General features: G+C 59.4%; 13 protein-coding genes. All 13 read right to left on the minus strand.

Annotation, left to right across the window (positions count from 1 at the left end; all coding sequences use genetic code 11):
- Window positions 1–1,824: 1,824 nt before the first annotated feature.
- The 13 genes from ccsA to M1617_01605 all read right to left on the minus strand — a co-directional run bounded on the left by ccsA (window position 1,825) and on the right by M1617_01605 (window position 19,260).
- Window positions 1,825–2,661, minus strand: a complete 837-nt coding sequence (gene ccsA / locus M1617_01545; GenBank protein MCL5886976.1) for a cytochrome c biogenesis protein CcsA — start codon at window positions 2,659–2,661, stop codon at window positions 1,825–1,827.
- Window positions 2,658–4,052 (minus strand): cytochrome c biogenesis protein ResB, encoded by a 1,395-nt coding sequence (locus M1617_01550; GenBank protein MCL5886977.1) that lies wholly within the window; start codon window positions 4,050–4,052, stop codon window positions 2,658–2,660. The genes ccsA and M1617_01550 overlap by 4 nt, the downstream gene beginning before the upstream one ends.
- Window positions 4,045–4,620 (minus strand): hypothetical protein, encoded by a 576-nt coding sequence (locus M1617_01555; GenBank protein ID MCL5886978.1) that lies wholly within the window; start codon window positions 4,618–4,620, stop codon window positions 4,045–4,047. The genes M1617_01550 and M1617_01555 overlap by 8 nt, the downstream gene beginning before the upstream one ends.
- A 62-nt stretch (window positions 4,621–4,682) precedes the next feature.
- On the minus strand, window positions 4,683–5,762 hold the full coding sequence (locus M1617_01560) for a hypothetical protein (GenBank protein ID MCL5886979.1): 1,080 nt from the start codon (window positions 5,760–5,762) through the stop codon (window positions 4,683–4,685).
- A 169-nt stretch (window positions 5,763–5,931) separates the two neighbouring features.
- Entirely contained in the window at window positions 5,932–6,999 is a 1,068-nt protein-coding gene (locus M1617_01565; GenBank protein MCL5886980.1) for a 6-bladed beta-propeller, read from the minus strand.
- Window positions 6,996–7,646 carry a tetratricopeptide repeat protein gene (locus M1617_01570; GenBank protein MCL5886981.1) on the minus strand — a complete coding sequence of 217 codons (651 nt, stop codon included), beginning with the start codon at window positions 7,644–7,646 and terminating at the stop codon, window positions 6,996–6,998. Before M1617_01570 ends, M1617_01565 begins: the two co-directional genes overlap by 4 nt.
- Window positions 7,643–8,284, minus strand: coding sequence for a redox-sensing transcriptional repressor Rex (locus M1617_01575; GenBank protein MCL5886982.1), 642 nt, complete (start codon window positions 8,282–8,284; stop codon window positions 7,643–7,645). Before M1617_01575 ends, M1617_01570 begins: the two co-directional genes overlap by 4 nt.
- A gap of 28 nt (window positions 8,285–8,312) precedes the next feature.
- A complete protein-coding gene (locus tag M1617_01580) occupies window positions 8,313–10,520 on the minus strand; it encodes an O-antigen ligase family protein (protein MCL5886983.1) in 2,208 nt (735 codons plus the stop codon).
- Between the two features lie 11 nt (window positions 10,521–10,531).
- Complete coding sequence (locus M1617_01585; GenBank protein MCL5886984.1) at window positions 10,532–11,920, minus strand: sugar transferase; 1,389 nt, start codon at window positions 11,918–11,920, stop codon at window positions 10,532–10,534.
- A complete protein-coding gene (locus M1617_01590; protein ID MCL5886985.1) occupies window positions 11,917–13,059 on the minus strand; it encodes a glycosyltransferase in 1,143 nt (380 codons plus the stop codon). The genes M1617_01585 and M1617_01590 overlap by 4 nt, the downstream gene beginning before the upstream one ends.
- A 9-nt stretch (window positions 13,060–13,068) precedes the next feature.
- Window positions 13,069–14,466, minus strand: a complete 1,398-nt coding sequence (locus M1617_01595) for a phosphoglucosamine mutase (GenBank protein MCL5886986.1) — start codon at window positions 14,464–14,466, stop codon at window positions 13,069–13,071.
- Between the two features lie 87 nt (window positions 14,467–14,553).
- Window positions 14,554–18,573: a cell wall-binding repeat-containing protein gene (locus M1617_01600; GenBank protein ID MCL5886987.1), complete on the minus strand. Its 4,020-nt coding sequence runs from the start codon at window positions 18,571–18,573 to the stop codon at window positions 14,554–14,556.
- 6 nt (window positions 18,574–18,579) lie between these two features.
- Window positions 18,580–19,260 carry a hypothetical protein gene (locus tag M1617_01605; GenBank protein ID MCL5886988.1) on the minus strand — a complete coding sequence of 227 codons (681 nt, stop codon included), beginning with the start codon at window positions 19,258–19,260 and terminating at the stop codon, window positions 18,580–18,582.
- Window positions 19,261–20,770 lie beyond the last annotated feature (1,510 nt).

Raw genomic sequence — 20,770 nt, forward strand, 5'->3', positions numbered from 1 at the left:
AGGTGACCATCATTGCGAAAAGGACGAAGCCGGCCAGGAAGAAGACTACCGATCCTGTCCAGATTATGAAGCGCGGGCGGGTCTTGGGATTCTTGAACCCACCAACCAGCTTTCCAAGTGAAAGTTTTCTCTCGGTCTTTTCCTTTTCTGGCATCTCAGGCACTGCTCCTTTTCAATTGCCTCGTCGTCAGAAATCAATTCCGACCCTCTGGCCCTCGGTGACCGCGTGACATATCAAACAGTTTCCGTCGTAGGCTCCGTCCATGTACCGCATCATGTATGTGTAATCCGTACCGTGCGGGTCATGACAGCTGGATGTACATGTCAACGGCGATCTGTTATTCACGTCGAAGTGTTCGGGCCTCACTGGATGGTTGTTGCGTCTGACCGTCCGTGAGGATTCATCATAGTAACGCGGATTGTGACACTCTAGGCACAGGTCCGGATTTCGGGCCACCAAAATTGGTGCGTACCTAGACCCATGAGGAGTGTGACACTCCACGCACAGTATATCACTGTGCGCTGATGCTTCGTACTGCGGTTCTATGGCGGCGGAGTGGCATACATAACATAGCTCGTTGTCTCCTGCTATCAAAAGGCCCGAGTAGTTCGCCGCATGGGCGTCATGGCAGTCAGCACAGTTAAGCTCGTAAGTTCCCACCGGATGAATGCTCGCGAGTTGGAATTCATCCTCGATATAAGGGTGGCAGTCGTAGCACAAATCCGGCTCTGCTTTCAGCAACAACGGCCTGTAATCGGATCCGTGCGGCTCGTGGCACCCCATGCAGTTGTCGTACTCAAAGGGCTGATGCTGAACTGGCATCTTACTTAGAGGCGCCACCGATGGATGGCATCTGAAGCATAGCTCGGTCTGGCGCGATACCAATACGCCAGACCACTGAGACGCATGTGGGTCGTGGCAATCTAGACACATTCTTCTTGCGTAGGGGGGGTGTGTTTGGTCGCGAGCCATTTCAGGGCCGACTGAATGGCATGTGATACACAAGTCACGCTCATGTTGCAGTAGCAGATATGAGTACGGGGATGCATGTGGCTCATGACAAGTCATGCACTGTCCACGACTAAAGGGATCGTGCCCGTATGGATATGCTAGCTTGGGGCCAAGGTCACCATGGCATACCCAACACAGCTCTTCAACAGGAGCGACCAAGCGAGAATCCGCCTCGACCACCTGTTTTGTAACTGTTTCCCCTACTGGGCCATCAGCGCTAGGTTCTTTCGTGACGCTCGATGCGTCATCGAACAGGGAAACGACGATGTTCAAGGGCAGCCACTCGACCACTGAGCGGACACGCTCAAACGTGTCAGAAGTGCCCGAAGTGATCGACCGCTCTATCTCAGTCCCATGCACCGTATGACACACGGTGCATTCCTTGTGCATGAAGGGGCTGTGGACAGACTCGAGACCCATGTCAGGAATGAGCTCCGTGTGACACTGAAGGCACTCGAGATTCCGTGCGATGAACACCGCTTGATCCGGCCCCCGGGTAACCCAATGATCGACCGCAACAGTGGTCGCAAACAACAGAAGTAAGAGCGGTAGTAGAATCAGCCAGTACTTGCGCTTGGAATCTCTAGTCCCGCCCTCTGGGTCAGAGTATTGCTGAACACCATCGTCTGCTACGACGACTTCCGGGTCACTCAAGGGTCCTCCTGGCTCGAATAGGTCCAAAGGCCCGTACCTTGCTGCGCCCAATACTTGCTAGGACCAACGACATAGTATCACGCAAAGGGCTTCGATTGAACGAAACTTAACGAAGTACGTTGCTCGAAATCTTGCCCCACCTTAAGACCAAGTGACGATCAAAAACCTAGCAGATAGGCGCCGTGGATCGAATCGTACACGAGCGGAACGCCCATGAGGGAAAAAGACACTATCGGCAGGGCAATAACTGAGAACCAGGCCAGCTTACGCCCGCGCCAGCCTAGAGTGAGGCGAGCGTGAAGGAATAGAGCGTAAACAATCCAGGCGATCAAGGACCATGTCTCGATAGGATCCCAGCCCCAGTATCTTCCCCAGGCCTCATTGGCCCAGATGGCACCCGAAACGATCATAATCCCGTAAAAGATAAAGCCTAGGCCGACAAACTTGAATTGAAGATCGTCAATATAGCCCTGCGGGGGCATCTTCTCCAGTGCCTCGGCTAAGAACCCGCCCGATTTGTCGCGAAATAGGAACACCAACGACAAAGCGAACGAGATCAGGAAGGCGCCGTAGCCGATCTTTGCAAAGATTACATGGATGCTGAGCCACCAGCTCGCTAGCATGCCTGTCATCGCAAGCTCATACCTCGATGTGAACATCGCTGCCCCCAGCATCAGGAAGCTGAGTGGCATCAGGCCGACACCAATCCCGGTCATATCCCTTCTGCGAAAAGCAATGACTACCAAGAGCGCGACTGCAACGAAGGCGTAACTAGATACCACCTCGTAGAAACCTAGATATGGACCCCTATCGATTCTGATCCAGCGTCCGATTATGGCGGCCCCGTGCGGTATCAACCCTATCGCTGCTGCCCACAATCCGAAAGCCCATAGCCCCGCTTTGCGAAAGAAAAGCGCCGATACGAACAACACCGACGACAGAGCGTAAAACGTCACGCCTGCCCACATGAGGATTACTTCCAGCTCAGGTGTCATGATCTTCCCTCCCGAACGGCCTGCTCGATCGAGGCCTTCACGCTATCAACAAACAAAGAGTCGCCTCGGCTGTGGCTGACGGTCACGCAGATACTCGGCTTGTCTCCCGATGAATCCAGCACGACCCAAACTCCCCTGTATGGAACCAGAACAGAGATGCCCACGGCTACAGTGGCGAGTGCGAAAAAGAAGTAGATGAACGGCAACGACCAGTCATCCACAACCGAGAGTCGAGCATATGCTCCAAGGTAGTCTATCCGCAAAGAATAGCCATCTTTGACCTTGATGGTCTCGCCAATGCCTAGGACCATCCCTTCAGATGTGCCGTCTGCCCGAGTGACATCTACTCTGACCTTCCGTGTTCCCGGTGCCGTGGAGAAAGTCGCTCTCGAAACCTCTGTGCCCTGCTCATCGAGGAAAATCTCGGAGGCAGTCCCCCACACCGCCGGGTTCACTGGGTCCCTATCGATGAAAACCTGAGTGGAGCGTTCCTCGCCGTCATCTTCGGCAACGGTGGTCGTGACAATGCCCAGTCCAGTGGAGGTTAAATGTATCAAATAGGATGAGTACCGAAGGGGGTGGTTGGGGAAGACCTTGCCGCGGGCCAATTCTCGATCCCCATCTTTGAGGTAGACCTCGGGCACGGGTCCTCGTTCGATGCCGTTGTAAACGAACGAGTCCGGCATCGTGCCCGCGATACCGATGATCATGCCGCTCATCTCGCCATGCAAAGGGCCCCGCTGAAGGAGACCGTAGGACTCCTCTACATCCAGCCGCTGTGTGTTCTCCACAATGCCAAGCAGACCTTCGGACCTGGTGAGCATACCGCCCGAGATGACCAGGAACAGCCCAACCAGAGTCCAGTGGAACACTGGTGATCCAAAAAGTCCCCATGCCCCAGAGTACCCATGGCTTGCACCGGGTTCACCCGCGACCCTCAACTTCAAGTGACGAAGGGAGGCTATGGCCCGGTCATAGAGCTCCTGTTCGCGGCCGACTTCAAGCTCGATCCGAAGTCGCGGATTCTTGCGGACAGCAGCTATTCTTTTTTGGCTGGGAACTCCGACCGCACGATATATCCTCAGGGCTCGCTCGGTGCGCTGGATCGAACACAGGATGGTGGAGATGGTCAACAGTGCCACAATCGCAAAGAAGACTGGATGAATGAAAGGGGCATCAAGACCTAGCGCTTCGGTGACCGCACTCAATGTGGGGTTATCTGCCGCCCACACCGCATATCCTGCTCGATCCAGACTTCTTTGCGGGAAAATCGAACCAACGACCAAGTAGATGCCAAGCACAACCATCAGCCAGACTGCAAACCGAGGCGCACTCAGGATCCTAGACATCTTGCGCAACCGCTCGGCGAGCTTCGCCACTGCGCTACTCAACCTCTCCCTTAGGCACAGCATAGACCTCATCCACGAGCCAGACATTGCGCCCGGTATCGCGAACTACCGTGTATCGATTTGTAAAGGTGGCGGTCAACTCATCGCTGATGGGAAGTCCATCAGGCCCGAAGTACCAGTAGCTCCAGTCTTCATAGGTGTCGACAGTCTTAGTCGTCTCACTACCCGTCACCTGGGTGACCTCGAAGTGCTGGAGTCTCTGGTCTATGCCTCTGCTTTCGGAGAGGTTCTTTTGAAGATAGGCCTCGACTCGCACGAACTCCCAGGATGTCATGTAATCCCACGCCACCTGGGCATCCTTGATGCGATATGCGTGCGAGATCCAAGCTAGGTAAGTTCGAACGGCTTCCTCGGGTGTCGAGAGGTCCGTGTACTCAGGCTCAGGGAACCTTACGGCCTGGTCTCCCTCAACAGGCACTTCGCCCGTGGGCGGAGGCGTCGGCTCCGGCTCAGCTGTGGAGCATCCCAATAGAGCAAGCGGGACGATCACGGCCATGCATGCCAACAATAACGAGGGTACGCTGACGCTGCGCGGAGTGGAAGTTTGCATCGGCGAGATGCCTTTCTGCTATCGGGTCATTACCATCGTAGGCGAGGCTCCAGCCTGGAAGATCACGGGCTGTGGCAGTTCAAGCAGAGGCTATCGAAGTCCTCCACCAGAAGACGGGGCACCGCAGACTCGTGCGGGAACACTTGGAAGCGTGGGTTGTCTGTTGCAACCGCTCCATCTGCAGCGGTGATGCGGAACTCCTCGTTAAAGCCAGCAAGAGTAGATATCTGCTGACGACGCGCCGGATCATTCCCTACCGATCGAGGGTCCTCGTGACACTGCTGACAGATCGGAGCCTGCCGAGGAGGGACCGTCGAGGTCGGCATCACGAAACCGCGGTTGGATGCGCCAAGGGTCCCCCACACGGTGGAAGTGGTATTGGCTCCTGCGACCCGCCGAATCCTGTCGTAGTGGACCCCAGCTGTGTTGGTCGGATTCGAAGTGACCGGATGGTTGGTTGCGGGATGTGAGGCCAGTAGCCGACCTTGATGACACGACGCACACCAATCCGAGCCGTACACATCCACGGACCTGGTCGCCGTAGTAGGCCGACGCTTCAGCAAGCGGTCAGTTTTGACCACGGCGGCAGGATCGGTAGTTGGAAATGCTTGTGGGGCTGACGCTCTGATGCGATCGCCCGTGAATGGCCGTACGGTATCGGCTCCGTGTGGACTATGGCAATCACTGCACGTCAGGAGTCCGCCCACGCCCAAGAATGTTTTAGCCTGGGCACCGCCAGCCGGATCTCCGCCAGGTACGAGATTGGTCCACTCGATCCTATGTCCCGAAGTGGCCTCGATCCCTCTAGCCGCCAGTGTGCCGTACACTCCCTTACCGCCCGTCCCATCGTGGCAGGTAAGACAAGTGTCCCTGATCGAATGTGCCGGAAGCAGGATGGTACTTCCGAGAGGGGCGTTGTGTATCGTGTGACACGTCTGGCACTTCTGTGTGCCAGTGGTGTAGCCACCGTGAGGTCCTTGCCTCGGCCTTACTGACTGAACCGTCAATGTCGTCTCTCCGACATCGAGGCCATGGCACTCCGAGCATGTCCTACCAGTCGGCGGTACGGTCTCATCGAATCCGAATGCGGGAGCGACGAACACCGCCATCAGCAGTGAGCACAAGATTGTGTATTTCGCCAATCCCAGCCTCAAAAGAGAGTACCACCCATCGATAAGTCGTGCTCAGACAAACGGCCCGAATCTCCGATCCAATGTTACCTGAAGCAACCTTTACAAACAAGATTCACACCAGCTGCTCAAGTTCGTTGGCTTTAGGCAGCAAAGCCCTGCATGTCCGAGTTCATCCGGCTCATGGGCCGACAATCTCTACCAGCTGAACTCGGTTGTTTCCTTTGTCGGTCACCAGTACGCGATCTTCATGGACGTCGATCGCATTTGGGAAGTTGAACCCGCCTGGCTCGGTTCCGCGTTCGCCGAATCGGTTCAAGACATTTCCGCTGCGATCAAGCTCGACGATCTCGAATCTGAAGGCGTCGATAACCAATATTGTATTGTCCGCTGATATAGCGGTGTCGCGAGGCAAGCCGAACTCGTTATCGATTTGCTCATCAAGGTCGAATACGGGAGTGCCAGCCACCCAGCGCGAGGTTCCATCATGGGCTAAAGCGGACACCCTGTTGTTGTTGGAGTCGGCCAGGTAGATGGTGCCATCCGCCGCCACCGCCAGCCCATTGGGGCGATCCATCTCGCCGGGAGCAGTTCCGGGACGCCCGAACTGGCGCACGAACTCCCCCTCAGTCGTGAATACAACGACCTGGTATGAGTCGGTGGCATACACGTGTCCGTCGACCACGTCGATGCCGATGACTGCAATGCCAGTACCACCATAGCCCGACGCTCCTCTCCCGACCTTCTCGAGGGGGTCGGGGAAGCGACGAAGGAAATTCCCTTCCGAGTCGAAGACCTGGATCTGGTCGTTACGAAAGTCGGCGACGTAGATGTCCCCGTTCTCATCAACGTCTATGCCGGCAGGTGAGTTCATGCGCCCCGGTTCCCAAGTAGCCATGATTCCCGGGGCTGGCTTGGCGACCCCTCGGCCACCGAATTCGAACAAGAAGTTGCCTTCCGAATCGAACACGCAGACTCGGTCGTTGCCAGTATCCGCCACATATATCCGGCCCTGGTCGTCAATGGCTGCGCCCAACGGTCTGGAGAAGTAGGGCTTGTCGCCTGTACCTGGCCCTTCGATGACCACCCGCGCGATGACCCCGGCCTTGACCTCGGGGACCAACTCTTCGGACTCATTGCCCATCGCGAAGACGATGTACGCCATAAGCCCCGCGAAGACGATGGCAAGTACGAGTGCCGCGATGGAAAACATCTGTCTGGGTGAAGATGCTTCTTGTACTTCGGTCACTCGACGACTCCCAGTCGCTCCAGTCCCTCTCGGGCCTCCGGCATTCCGGGGAAATACTTGAGGGCGAGCCTATAACGAGCGGCAGCCCAGTCTCCCCTTCCAAGGTTCTCGTAACCCAAGCCCATCAGGTACTGGAGATCCGCGGAAGACTCGTTCTTTTCCACCACAGGTCTGACGGTGTAGATCAAGGAGCGATACTCTCCGCGCTCCGCATAGAATTGGCCGAGGGTCTCCGCTGCAAGGACATGCCCGGGATCCCGCTCAAGGACGTCCCACAGGGTCTCCTCGGCTTCCCTGTCATTTCCTTGGTCGATGAATACGAGTCCCTTGCCGTAGAGGGCGGCGGTGTCAAAGGGCCTGATCTCGAGGACCCTTTCGAACTTCTCGATCGCTTCTCTGAGGCGTCCGGCCTGATGGTAGGAGGCCCCTAGCGCTAGGAGTCCTTCGACATCCTCGGGGTCTCTTTCTACGACTTCCTCTTTGCGCTCAATCTCACGAGTGGACTGAGCAGATGCGCCTTCGTCAAACTGCCCCCTGATGATGAAGCCCGCAGCGCCGACCACTGCCAGGAGCAGCACCAGCACGGTGGCCGCAAGCCATGGGGGAACCTGCGGCTGATCGGTAGGACGCTCGTTATCTTGGCTCATGACCCGAAATCCTCGCGTAGATGATACGAGAGTATCTGCAACTCCGCTGCCAGATCAGCCTGACGGACAGCAACATCGTGAGGAAGCTCGAGGCGCTGCGGTGCGAAGTTCAGTATGCCTTTGACCCCTGCCGCCACGACCTTCTCGGCGATTCCTTGCGCGGCACTTGCGGGGACGGTGACGATGGCCAGCTCAATGTCGTTTTCTTTAGCGACTTCGGCGAAGCGATTCATTGACTCGACCGTGATTCCCCCGGGGACCGACATGCCAACCTTGTCGGCATCGATGTCGAAGACCGCCCTCACGAGGAACCCACGATCCTGCAACCCGCCGTAACCCTGAAGGGCAGCGCCGAGGCGACCGTAGCCGATTATCGCAACGTTCCGAGTCCGCTGCAGGCCAAGCCACCTAGAAAGATGGACCACGAGTGAGTCGACCTCGTACCCAAGGCCACGGACGCCGAACTCTCCTAGGTAGGAGAAGTCTTTACGCACCTGCGCTGCGTTGGTTCCCGCCAGCTCGGCGATTCGCTCGGAGCTGACGACGTCCACCCTCTGCGACTGAAGTCGTATCAGACAGCGGAGATAGAGCGGTAGTCGCTGTATGGTCAGTGGCGGTATTCCTGAGTGCTGGGACACTTTCTCAATCTCTCTGGTCAGGCGGTCATCATGGCTGAACCGTGGGTGTCTCGGCCATCCGGGCCTCTAAGTTTGCTAGCGACTGGGCTGCGCCGGGATAGTCCGGGCGAATCAGCAGGACATGCGACAGGGCTTGATGAGCCCTGTCGAGATCGCCCACCCTCTCGGCGGCAATCGCAAGAACAAAGTGGGCGTCTGCGAAATTCCGATCCTGGCTAGCTGCCAGGCTGATCTCCCTGTACGCACCTTCGGCATCACCGAGCTCCAGCAATGCGTTGGCAAGCTGCAACCTGAGGGCAGGGCCGTTCTCGAAGCCCATGTCATAGATGCCTCGTCTGGCGATGTCAACTGCCCTCTGATAATACGCCCGATCGAGGAACTGTCCCGCTCCGACGTACAAGTTCGAGAGGAACACGTAGTTGTCGAACTCCCAGGGAACGAACTCAATTACGTCGAGGAGGACCCTTTCTGTCACCTCAAACTGCTGTATGGCTGCCGCTCGACGACTTTCTTCCTCCGGCGTTCCCCTGGCTGCCTGCAAGCCGGCGAGGTGACCCGAGAACAGGTCCATGTGAGCCATGGCAAGCTCAGCGCGGTACATGTCGTTGAAAGGGTTCAGTCGGACGGCACCTTCAGCCGCTTCGACCCGCTGCACGCCTTGGGTCATGACAGAGGCCCTGAGGTGGTAGTTATCCGCGAGAACGTGTGTGAAGTTGAAGTAGAACATCACTGCCGCCAACGCGGCAGCTGAAAAGGCTCCGACGGGAGCCCAAGAGACCGGTTTGACGGTGATAGTACGAGCCAGCGGGGCCATGAGTGCCGCCATGAAGACCCACGTGAACACCGCCTTACCCGTTATGGCAAGCCCGAAGTTCAGACTCACGATGAAACCGAAACATGCCGCCCATAGCCCCGCCATGAGGAACTTGTCTCCCCCCGAGTGGGTGGATCGCAAAAGGTGGCGCGCCGACAGAAAGGCCACAACAACGAACACCGCATAGAGCAACAAGAACCCGGGAATGCCTAGTGTCGTCATCAACTGTAGCGGGTAGTTATGCGCATTATCGGCCACCGAGAGGTATCCTGCGGCCTCGGTATACTCGAACGGCTTGAATCGGGGGAAGATCAACCGGAAGGTGTCTGCCCCATAGCCGAAGATTGGTCGTTCCTGGATAGCGGCGATGGCCGCTTGCCAGATTTGCAATCGCGTGCCTCCGCTACCTTGATCGAACACGAAGATCGTTGAGAGCCTCTCTCCAACGTTCATCACTGGATGAGGTGAGTTCAGGCTGATGGCTGTCAGCGTTGCGACCAGTAACCCTATCCCACCAGCGAAGATCCCATCTGTACCGCTAAATTTGGCTCTTTGCCAGAGCGCGAAGGCGATGATGATCGCGATCGCGATCGCGCCGCCCACCCAGGCGCCGCGCGTGAAAGCCACGACCCAGCACCAGACCGACATCAGGAACCCAACCCACCAGACAGCGCGCCATGTCGGACGCTGTTCGCTCAGAACAAGTCCCAGAGATACACCGAGAGCGAAGATGGTGAATCCGCCGAGGAAGTTGGGATTGCCGAAGGTTGAGAAAGCCCGGTAGGCCTCGAACGGGAGCGCTCCCCAAAGGTTGGGGTCCACCCCAAGGGACTGCATGATTCCATAGCCATTGACGATGACGGCGGACCAGAAGAAGGTCTGCGCCATCTTCTTGATACGCGACATCCTGTCCAGCAGTTGTATCCCCAGGAAAAGGACGCCAGCATAGGTTATGAACGACATCAGTCCCTCGAAGCGGCGATACTTCCCGAAGAGCGCCGTCTCGGGATGGATCGACGTAATCGTGGTCAATAGCGTCCAGATGACGAATGCGACCACAAGGTAGAACACCCATGTGAACCTGATCTTCCCGCCGTTGAACAAAATGTGCCACGCCCACGCTGCGAGCCCGACCACCAAGAATGCCCGCATCACGAAGACTTTGATGATGTCGAACTGGTCGAATGTGAAGGGAACCTGAAAACCAAGCCACGTCCAGTTGCTGGTCGCTATGGGAACGAAGAACACAAGGCCCAGCAGGGCCCACCATGCCAGTTTCTCCGGTGTGGTCATCGTACCAATCGGAGAGGATCCCGATGTCATCGCCACGGCAGCCTGATTGCCTCCTTGGCGCTGGCTTCGGTTGCTCTCAGGGGTAGCCTGCACCTCTTCTGACTTGCTCTTGCGTCGTTTTGCGACCAACGTTGTGGCTCCTATCTCGCTCCTCGGCCGGTAAGGACCACCCGGAGAGTCTCCAAGACGATCTGTAGGTCCATGGACAGATTATGATGATACATGTAAATGAGGTCATACTTGAGTTTTCTCTCGGCGGTTGTGGCGTATCCACCGCTGACCTGAGCCAAACCAGTGACCCCCGGTGCGATTCGAAAACGCTCTCTGTATCCCGGGATCTCGGCGACATGACTCTTGACGAAGAATGGGCGCTCTGGCCGTGGTCCGACGAAGCTCATATGCCCGAGTAGTATGTTGGCGAGCTGCGGGAGTTCGTCGATGCGGTACTTGCGCAAGACCCTGCCAACCGGAGTGACGCGAGTATCACAGGCTCCAGCGAGCACCGGGCCGGTTTCCTTCTCGGCCTCCTTGATCATGGTGCGGAACTTGTACAGCCGGAACACACGCATGTCCCGGCCCATGCGCTCCTGCGAATAGAGAATTGGCCAGCCCATCGTCAGCAGCACGGCCAGACTCGTGAGCAGCAAGAGCGGTGAGAGCGCAATCAGCAGAGCCGTTGCGCCGAAGATGTCGATGCCTCGCTTGAGGACGATCGTCCACCGCGGCTGGATGCTGCGAGTGACTTCCATGAGCGGGATGTCGCCCACGAGGCTATCGACCTTGCCGATGAATATCTCGTAGAGCTCAGGAACCACGTCGACCCTGACATCGACCTCATCGGCGAGGGTAAGGCGTTCGATGAGGTCACGCAGGGCGACGGGCGAAACGACGATCACCCTGTTGACCCGATGCTCTTCGACGATTCTACCGATGGCATCGAGGCACCCCAAAACCGGGAAGGGCTCCTCGATCTGCGCTTGGGGGGAGCACCCGAGTGGTCGGCCATCCTCATGGGCCGCCTCGACCAGCCCGACGAGCGTGTAACCCCAGCGAGTCCTGGCGGCTAGTTCCTCGGCGAGTTCAATGGCGAGTCCGTTGGTGCCAACCAGCACGATCCGCTGCTCGGGCCAGCTGATCGAGGTGATGCGGAAGAACCCCATCCGCCAACCCGTGAGAAGCAGCGTCAGGATCACGAGGCTGATGAGAAGGACGAAGCGCGAGAAGGCCAGGAACTCGGGGCCTGCGAAGAACAGCAACGCGCTGGTGAGCGCAGTACCCAGCGTAACGGCGGTGACGACCGCTCGAAACACCGTCCAGGGATTCTCTATGCGTTCGGGTTCATAGAGGCCGTAGATGTATCCGCAGCCGAGGTAGACAAGGGTGATGAACGGCGCGAGTGCGACGAAAGGCTCGAAGTTGAAAGTGGGTAGCGTGCCGCCGAAGCGCAGGAAGAACGCCGCGACGATGCCGACGTTGATCAGCAGCGCATCGAGGGCCACCGAAAGGGCGATGAAGGGCCCTCGTCTCATCCGGTGCCTCCGGCAATCGCCTCGCGGTAGACCTCGAGGGTATCAGCCGCCATGCGGTCAATCGTGAACCTGTCGAGTGCCCGCTCCTTCGCCTGTCTGCCCACGCGCGCACGAAGCTCGTCATCGCCGAGCAGCTCCTTCAGCGCCGAAGCAAGCGCTTCCGCGTCACTCGGCGGTACCACGAGTCCGGAGACGCCATGCTCGTTGACGAACGGAACTCCCGTGGTCAGATCGGTTGAGACGACCGGGAGTCCCGAGGCGTGGGCCTCCAGCTGCACGAGCCCGAAGGCCTCGGAGCGCGCCACGCTGGGGAGACAGAAGACGTCCGCGGCGTGATACCAAGCGGCGAGGTCGGCTTCGTCCACCGGGGGCTCGAAGTAGACCCGCTCGGCCATCCCGTGAGCCTGCGTGAACTCCCGCATCTCGGTCTCGAGCGGCCCGCGACCTATGACCACCAAGTCGGCGTCGATGCCCTGCATCGCCCGCATCAGGACGTCGATGCCCTTGTAATACACCAGCCTGCCGACGAACAGCACGACCTTGCGCTCGCCATGCCGCTCTCGGAGTTGGGCGGCTCGCGCACGGATTTCGGGTGTCTCGGCATAGCGTTCGGTGTGGATGCCGAAGGGGATGATCCTGCACTTGCGCTTGCGCGGTGCTAGGAACTCCGAGTGGCCCACCATGTTTGGCGAGCTCGCGATGATCAGGTCCACTCTATCGAGCACGCGCTCTAGGAACGGCCGGTAGGCCGCCAGCGCCGCCTTCTGCCTGACGATGTCGCTGTGGTACGTCATCACGGTCGGAATGCGAGGGCGCGCCCAAAGCCAGGACACCTCGCCCCACGGGTACGGGAAGTGCAAGTGCAGCACGTCGGGAGGGGTCGCCGAAGCAGCCAATCCGCGCAGCGAGCGCGCCATCCCCGGCGCCACCGGGGTCGACGCGTACTCAACCAGCCGAGAGAGGCGCGTGACCTCGACGCCTGCGATCGTCTCGCGAATGTCGCCGGGGCCCTCGTTCGCCACCAGGGCGCTGACTTCGGCTGCGCCGCTGCTCGCCAGCTTCTCGGCAAGGTCGCGCATGTGGAACTCGATGCCCCCCAGATGCGGCGGGTAGTACTTGTTCAGCATCGTGACGCGCATCGGCAGCGCTCACCCGCCCCTTGCGAACGTCACGCCCGCGTCGAGCAGGTCGTCCACGACGCCCATCGTCGAGGCCTCGGCGTACACGCGAACAAGGGGCTCGGTTCCGCTCGTGCGCAGGAGCAACCAGGCGTCATCGGCGAGCAGGAATTTGATGCCGTCCGTGCGATCGATGCGAAGGACCGGAATCCCGGCGATCTCTGTGGGACTCATGTTCGGCATCGCCGAGACGAACGCGGATTTCTGCTCGGCCGTGAGCTTCAGATCGCGGCGGGAGTACTCCATCGGTCCCGTCACTGCAAACAGGTCCTCGACGAGCTCGCCCAAAGTGCGGCCACGCTGCGCCATCATCTCGGCGAGCAGGAGCGCCATCAGCAGCCCATCGCGCTCCCGCACGTGACCAGGGATGCCGATGCCGCCGGACTCCTCGCCACCGATCAGCACATCGCCCGAGAGCATCTCTTCGTATATCCACTTGAAACCAACGGGCGTCGTAGTAACCTCGAGCCCCAGATGAGCACCGATCCTGTCGACCAGGACCGACGTCGAGAGCGTCTTGACGATGCGCCCCTGCAACCCCTTGCCCTCAGCAAGATGACGGGCGATGAGCGAGAGTATGCGATGCGGGTTCACGAAATCCCCGCGCTCGTCGACAGCGCCGATGCGATCGGCATCGCCATCGGTCACGAAGCCGGCGTCGAAGCCCTGCGCGCGCACGAGGCGCTGGACCTCGTTGATGTGCGGCGGAATCGGCTCAGGGTGGAGCCCACCAAAGCCGGGATTGCGCTCCTTGTGGATCTCTGTGACCTCGACGCCTGAAAGCCCGAGCGCCTGCGCGAGATAGCCCTGCCCAGCTCCGTAAAGCGAATCGACCGCGACCTTGAGGCCAGCCGCGCGGATTGCATCCCCATCAACGACCCTGCAAAGCGCCTGAACGTACCTGGTGAGAATATCGACCATGCCGAAGGATCCTCTAGCGGTAGGCGGCTCATCGCGAAGCTCTGACTCTATGCGCTTCGTGAACGCCACGGGCGAGGCGCCCCCATCGGCCATCCGAACCTTCAGCCCCAGGTACGGAGCCGGATTGTGGCTAGCGGTCAGCATGACGCCGCCGCAAGCCTCGGAGTCGTTGGCGATCGCCCAGCAGAGAGCCGGAGTCGGGATATACCGATCCGACACAGCCACCTGTAGGCCGTGCGAGGCGAGCACCTCGGCGGCCGCGCGAGCGAAAGCACCGGCCTCGAATCGCGTGTCGTACCCAACGACGATCAGGCCCCCGGGGTTGTCCTGCGCGAACACACGCCCAGCGGCATCAGCGGCCCGCCGCAGGCTCGCATAAGTGAAATCATCGCCGATGACCCCGCGCCAGCCATCAGTCCCAAACGTGATATCCGCAATCTCAGCCATCTTAGCAACGCCCCTCTCGGATATATGACACGTGGAGTCCATTTTGCCTGAAGTCTCCCGTGTGTGTGAGGTGATTTTCGCCGAGGTTCACTGAAGCGCTTGCATCGCAGCGTTGACGACACCGTCGGTCACAGCCCCTTGCCCACCGATGACCGTGACGCGCTCAACGACACCTGCCGAGGCAAGCAGGCGATCACGGGCAGGCGCCGACAGCGAAGTCGGCCTGGTGAGCAGCACCGCTCCACGCCGATGGCCGATCGCAGCTCCGCCCGCGAGCGCATCGGGGAAGCGTTCCCCGGTTACGAGCCCGACAGTCACGCTGCCCACCAGCGACCTGCTCCTTGCGAAGTCGAAGACCGCAGCCGACGTGGAGTAACGGTCACCGCCAGCTACTCGCAGTGCGGATATCCCGAGCCCCGGGAGTGTCTGCTCCTGGATCGCACCGGTCCCGCCGAGTACAATCGCCTCGGTCAGCTGAAGATCGCGGATGGCCGCAGCCGTCACCGTCGGGACGGATGTCTGCCTCGCGAGCAGGATGGGCACCCTGCCGGCGAATGCCGCCGGAGCAGCAGAGACCGCATCGGGGAAATCATCACCGCGCGCCACGAAGACCAGCCCAGGCTCAGCGACAGTGCCGCGCTTGGCAATGGTCGCCGCCGCGACACGCGCCGCCGTGTCGAAGCGATCCCGGCCGCCGATGCGTTCCACTGCGATGTCAGCACCTGTGATACTTCTCGCGACCTCCGGAGCAATGGCTCCCGTGCCCCCGATGATGTAGACCTTCGTTGCACGCAGGCGCTCGACCTCGGCAAGCAATCCATCAGGGAGCGCGTTTCTCATCGTCAGCAGCACCGGTGCCTCGAGCGCACCCGCTAGCGATGCCGCCGAAAGAGCGTCTGGGAAGTCCTCGCCACTCGCCAACACCACGCTTCCGGCAGCGGAGAACGTTCGCCGAGACACCTCGATTGCGGTCTGATAGCGATTCACGCCCTCATGTCGCACGCGTTCCACGATGCTGACGGTGGTGGTCCTGGTCGCCTCGATGTTTCCGACGTTGTCCACGGACCAGAAGCTCACATGCGTGACCCCAGGAGTACTCACGACGATCGGTGCAGTGTACTGGCGCACCGGTCCGGCTGGCCCGATCTGATAGAACGTCGCCGAGATCCCCGAGCGGTCATCAACAGCATTGAGCGTAAGGGTAGCCGGACGTGCCCGGAATCCGTCGAAGCCGCCGGCGATCGTGGTCGTTGGCGCTCCCAGGTCAACCGTGACCGAGGATTCATGAACGGCCTCGTTTCCTGCTCCATCGCGGAATCGCCCAGTGACCACATGTGTGCCCGGACCATCCAAGGTCAGCGACACCCCTGGCTCGAATGCGACCCATCCCGTATCCATGCTGCCCGAGGTGTAGCGCATCTCTGTTGAATCCGGCGCGACTCCAACGGCCTTCACGGAAGTCGTTGCAACGTATGTCGCCCCTCCAGCGAGCACGAAGGTCCCGGCAGGCGGCGCGTTGTCGATCCTGACTGTCGCAGTCTTCGTGGCCTCTCGGTTGCCTGCTAGATCGATCGAATACCACTCCAGCGTCGTCGCGCCCTCTTCGGTGATGGTGACCACGCTCCCGGGAAGGTGCTCCGAGAACGGCCCAGCCCCGCCAACCCTCAAATGCGTGGATGCGACTCCGATGACATTGTCAGTCGCCACAAGCGACAATCCAACGGGACCCCTGACCCAGGCATCAGTCAAACCGGATGCTACCGTGGATGGCTCAGTCCAATCGACGGCTATCGATGCGACAAGCGAAAGCCTGTTGCCGGCGACATCATCATACTGAGTTCGCACGATCCGATGCCCCTCTCCGGGCAACGTCACCGCGAGCGCAGGCCACACAGGTCCCCACTGCCCGAAGCCAGAACCCACATCAACTCGCATCATGTGACCGCCAACCACAGCCGAGTTCAGCGTCACAGTCGATGTCGTCGTGAATCGAGCGCCTCCATTGATATCAAGGGTTCCTGAAGGTGGCGTCCTGTCCATCCTGACCCTTCTGGTGTTCTCCGCCTCCACATTACCCATCCGGTCGACTGACCACCAGCGAACGATCGCATCCATGTCGCGGTCGATTACAAAGGGCCCCGTATAAGGCTGTACTGGATCCGAGGCGATCCGATAGAAAGTCGCAGCGACCCCGGAGCTTGCATCGATCGCCGAAAGAGTCACGGTCACGGGCTGATTCGTCCAGCCGACAGGAAAGCCGCTGGCAGTTGTCACGGGCGGCCCCTCATCGTGCTCGAATATCTGCAGGCGATGGTTGTCCCTCTCCGGCACGATCAGGTTCCCATTGGGAAGCACCGCTGGACGCATAGGCGACCTGAGCTGCCCTTCCCCTGCTCCGAGCGAGCCGATGACTTCCTGAAACACACCCGCCGACGAGAAACGCTGCACTCGAGCGTTCCCGGTATCGCCCACATATATCTGCCCGGAAAGGCCGATGGCGATCCCAGTTGGAGCCTTGAATTGGCCAGGCTTCTCTCCAAAACCGCCCAGGGAGAACAGGAACCCTCCAGAGCCATCGAACACCAAGACCCTAGCAGCGCTCTGATCGACCACCCAGAGGCGCCCGCTAGCATCGACCGTGATGTCTACCGGCGCCATGAGGGCGCCAGGAGTCCCGGCTGGCGGCTGCAAAGTCTGAAGCAAGTCTCCAGCCGCTGAGAACCTACGAACCCGGGCCGATGTGGTATCGGCGACCCAGATATCACCGGATGGCGCGATCGCCACCCCTTGTGCAGAGGTCAGTTGTCCGGAACCGATTGATCCAAGCAAGACGCCTTGTGCCGAGAAGCGATCCACTCGGGGAGTCCCTCCGGACATAGCAACCAGCACATCCCCGCTCGCGGCAACCGCCAAATCTGCCGGCTGGGTAGTAAGTCCCGATCCTCCGATGGACCTCAAAAACGCCCTGTTCGCACCGAACACTTGGATTCGCTCGTTGCCCTCATCGGCGACGTAGATCGTGCCGTCAGGTGCCGAGGCAACGGCAACAGGGGACCTCAGCTGGCCCGGCCCGGATCCTGAAAGATCCCAAACCTCCTGTGTGGCCCAGGAGGAATCCAGGACCTGAATCCTGTTGTTTCCTGTATCGGAGATGTAGACACCGCCGCCGGACCTGGGAGTGACCCCTGCGGCCAACCTGAACTGTCCGGGCCCGTCGCCCACCAGGCCCCACTGTGCCGAGATGGTTCCCGTCTTCGACGACCTCTCGATATGTAACACGGGATCCAACGACTCGCGATCGTTGCGGATGCCAGACATGTCCGCCACGACCAGCTCATCCGCTCCAGTGACGGCGATGCCATAGGGTGTCCCGAACCTGGTGTGGGTGAAGGGGACCTGCACTGTACTGTCCACCGGCCCCCACTGGAAGACATAGCTCCCAGCGAGCGTTAGCTTCTGAATTCTTCGGTTGTTGCTGTCGGCGACATATAGGTGAGTGGAGTCCACCGCGACACCTAAGGGTGAGCTGAACTGGGCCCAACCAGGACCCGGCCCACCGATGACGGTGTGGTTGCGTCCGTCTGAGGTGAACCTCAAAATCCTATGGTTGAGGGTATCGGCAACAAACACCGTGCCGACAGCATCGACTGCGATCCCTGTCGGGCCGGAGAGGGTGCCTGCAGCGGTCCAGGTGTCGACGAGCGACCCTGATGGGCTGAACACCTGTATCCGATTGTTCCCGGTGTCCGTGACATAGATTCGCCCATCAAGTCCCACCGCGACGCCCTCGGGTCGCTGGAACTGTCCAGGAGAACTCCCCCTCGAACCCCACGCCTGAAGAACCGAACCGGTGGGGCTGAGCTTCAGTATCCGGTGGTTCTCCGCATCGGCGACGAAAAGATCACCACTGGCATCGACCGCCATACCTAGGGGCCACGAAAAGGCGCCATGCGTGTTCGGACCCCTCCAAACTGAATAGTAGCCGCCGGGAAGAGATGCGGCGGCGATGGGAGGCAGTGCGGCTATGAAAACGATCATTAGCAGGAGAGAAGCCGCAATCTTAAACCCGAGATCAGGTCCTGATTTGGCGACTCCATCCCGCATCATGGTCTCTCAGCGTCGGTCGAGTGATACATCGAAATCGACGACGGGCGTACCAACCACTCTTACCTGAGCATCCGAGATGGCCACATGGATCGCATCCTCTTCAGAGTTGCCTCTCATGTTAGCGTTCAAAAGAACGGGAACCTCAAGGCTCCGGCCGCTCGCGCCATCAGGAGCAACAGTGAGAATCAGCTCTTGACCAACTGGGACCCTTGTTAGACGGCCCGTCTGGCTTGCCTCTGACGAACGCTCGGGGGTCCAAGAGGCAGAACCAATCGAAACCGCAGTGTCCCGCAGGGCTCTGGCATCAGTATCGTCCCATAGGATGATCCTGACGGTCATCACGGGCCCATCGACAGCAGGAGCACCGGCCGGCGGAGCAGCACCGGGGGCTCCCGGAGTTGCAGGAGTAGTCGGTCGAGCCGGGTCGTCCGGATCCTCAGTAGTCGCAGCTCCATCTGCTGGAGGCGCTGTGGGGGTCACAGGGAGTCTTCCCTCTGAGTCACCGGCGACCGGCAGCAGGGTCCCTTCGCCACGTGTCTCAGGCGAGGGGCCCACCAGTTCGCTTACCCAAACTACAGGATTGGATCCGGACCCTAGGCTGGCAACAACTACAACAAGGATAACGGCTGCGGAAACCGCAAGGCCGACCCGCACTGGTATCGAATCCCAGATTCTCTTGCCCTTCATCGAGCATCACCTCGTACCCTCTGTTATCGGCATCTTATGGTGGTGAGATGAGCATCTATCCCATCAGCACCATGTGCTAGCATAAGCCGTGCCTAATCTGTAGGATCGCCTGAAGGGTCTGACCTGTGAACGAAGTATTGTCACGAGCCATGCATGCTCTTACATTTCCAGCAGACGACCTGCAAGCGACTCTTGTCGTGGTATTGGCTATCGTGGCATTAGGGCTGCTGATAGCGTTCACTTTGTTCGCTCTTGCGTCACCGCGACATCGCCAGACATCCGAGCCATCGGAGTTCACCGATAGCGGCACCTCCGGGGATTGACTCCCCAGCAGCCGCCCTACTGGCCCTTAGTAAGTCAGGCCGACACCAGCACCGGTACCGTCTCGATGGCACCGCAAGCAGATCCCGTCTTGTATCGGGTTACTTGCAGGCATGGTGGTTCCCACAGAGGATGTTGCCGAGACAAGGAACCGGGATCCGGTAGTCATGTGTGGCCATGCACCATGCACGCCGTAATCGCTGGCATGACAGGACATACAGTAAGTCGAGTCGCGCCATGCAACCCGTCCCGTGAAGCTGGCGTTCGGGTTAGCGTAATTCTCCCTGGCTGGGCCCATGATGTGCGTGCCCATGTCGTATGCCGTCGCAAAGAACGAGCTACCGGGCGGTAGTGAGAAGTGACATCCCGCGCACCATCTGGTGAGGGCCATCTCCCGCGAATCGGTCGCCAAAGGGGCTCCGGCTGTCGGATCATACTCGGCGAAGTTCCGTAGGATGCTTTGAGTCAGAGATGCATTGGCCGTCATCTGGTTGGCAGCTCCATGGACTTGATGGCACATAGTGCAAGTCACACCCTGCCGCACTCCGCCAGCGACCCAGAAATTATGGGCGTTGGGAAGGTTTCTTCCCGAGTAGTTCGCTGGGTTGCCCCCATACACCTGTGTGTAGCCGACGCCCCCGTTCAAGTGACAGTATGCACATGCGTCGCGCACGCTCGAGGGCAGCAGGAGTTCGCTACCGAGGACGGAGCTGGCTGCGTGTACCGAATGGCACACTCTACACATGGCTGTAGCGGTGTTATAACCACCGTGGGGTGATGTCCGGCCTACATTGCCGGGGAGTGTAGCTACTTGGGACCAGTCATACCATCCTGGGGTGCTACCAAACCCAGCCCATGTCGGGGTCGAGGTGGCCATAGCGGGAACCGCAAGTGCCATCGCACAGACAGCAGTCAACACTGCCGTAAACGCTGCCCTGCGCGCTATGGAAAACGTCATGTCTCAGTCCCCACCAATCCAGACGGCCTCAGAGCAAAAGGTTCAACCCGGCTGAAGATTAAGCCGCCATAAGCATTCTATAGGATTTCGGTGCTTATGGACAACAATTTAACAGAATCACTCATCTGTTATCGCTGGTTCCGACCAGGGATCCATTCTGCGTCGGCTCCTTGCAAGAAGAACCCACTGGATGATGGATATCAAGAAAACCGCCACCAGCAAGACCATGGT

Source organism: Actinomycetota bacterium (assembly GCA_023488435.1).
Taxonomy (GTDB): domain Bacteria; phylum Actinomycetota; class Coriobacteriia; order Anaerosomatales; family UBA912; genus UBA912.